The following is a 1,455-nucleotide window of genomic DNA, read 5'->3' as shown; positions in this document are numbered from 1 at the left end:
CCGCCTTCAACGCCTTCCCGTACGCCGCCGGCTGGGTCTCCTCCAACCAGGCAAACACATCCTCGGGGAAGAGCGCCCGCTCACGGTCATACCCGGAGTCGTCCACCGAGTACAACCACCCGCGAGCCTCCAGGTATGCACAGACCTCGGACTCGAAGACGACCTCGTTGTGGTCGGCCATCAGACCAACTCCCGCACATCGACCTGCCCCGTCACCGCCGCCGTGACCAGCGCCGCCCGCCGCTCCTTTGAGAGTTCGATGAACCGCTCAGCCTCGGCGATGAGCGTGTCGATCTTCGCGGTTTGCTCATCAAGGTACGTCGCGATCCGGTGCTGCTCATCCGGGTCAGGCAGCCGAATGCGAAGTTCCCGAATGTCCCTCTGAGAGATCTTCTGCATCGTGTGGCTCATGCCTTTGGACGCCGCGCTGATCTGCACACGTATGGCAGGGGAGCCAAGTGCAAAAGCAACGAACACCGGATCGGCGTCGGACGCGAGTGATATTCCGTAGGTTAGGTCGGAAAGGAGCAGCCGCGGGTAGTCGTCGTCCACTACGGCAGCCGCACCGACCAGGTCCTTCGTGTTCGAGCGTGACATGACGAGTTCGCCCCGACGCAGCGCGAACTCCGGCCGGGGATTCTCGTCATCAGGGAGCCGCTTGTTCTCGGCGGGTTGGAACCGGCCGGTGTTCGCGCATCCGACCTTCAGCACTCCCCATTCCGTCACTCCGTCTGCGGGCCAATTCTCACAATTGGGGCTCCACCCCTGACGTAGTGCCGTGATAACGCGGCGGAACTCGACCTCTGTGCCCTTCGAGGTCGCATGGGCAATAACTGCCGTACGCCGCTCGCGGAGCATCTCGATCAGGCGCCGCTGCTCCTCAATGAGCGTGTCGATGCGGACGGTTTCGCGGTCGAGGTAGTTGGYGATAGCGCGTTGCTCAGATTGGTTCGGTATGTAGACATCGATCGTCTTCAGGGCTGAGAACGGCACCTCCGTGGTGCGAACGTTGGCCTGGTCGCCCGCGCCGATGCCGCGCTCCCGCTTGATGAGTTCCTCGGTGAACCACGACGACTTCATCAAGTAGGCGATGAAACGCGGGTCCGTTCCTTCGCGAGGTCGCATGACCTCGTAGTGGTAGGTGACGAGCCCGTCTTCGGCCGCCACGCCCATTGCGCCAGAGCGAATGCTCATCTTGTTGAAGACGATGTCGTTGGTCCGGCACACCTTGTAGTTGTCGAGTGACTCTGCCCGCTGAGGGGCGTCCGTCAACTCACTTCGCCGAATCACGCCCCGCGTCTGGGATACCGACATGAGCGGAAGATCCACGCCCGGGATGCGTTCGTCGATCTTCTCCATTGCGTGTCCGAATCGGGTCACTTCTCAACCTCTCGCAGCAGGTCGAGGATCTTGGCGACCTGCTTCTCCAAGTCCGCGTCGATCTCGGCGAGGGGG

Annotated in this window: 2 protein-coding genes; both read right to left on the bottom strand. The window is 62.3% G+C overall.

The features are described 5' to 3' along the window. A partial coding sequence (locus BL254_RS24700) for a hypothetical protein (RefSeq protein WP_139342509.1) occupies positions 1-181 on the bottom strand: 181 nt, incomplete at its 3' end. After that, complete coding sequence (locus tag BL254_RS24695) at positions 181-1,359, bottom strand: restriction endonuclease subunit S (RefSeq protein ID WP_076845387.1); 1,179 nt, start codon at positions 1,357-1,359, stop codon at positions 181-183. The genes BL254_RS24700 and BL254_RS24695, both read right to left, overlap by 1 nt. Positions 1,360-1,455: the final 96 nt, after the last annotated feature.

This window comes from Protofrankia sp. BMG5.30 (assembly GCF_001983005.1).
GTDB classification, from domain to species: domain Bacteria; phylum Actinomycetota; class Actinomycetes; order Frankiales; family Frankiaceae; genus Protofrankia; species Protofrankia coriariae.
This window is presented reverse-complemented; position numbering and strand designations above follow the sequence as displayed.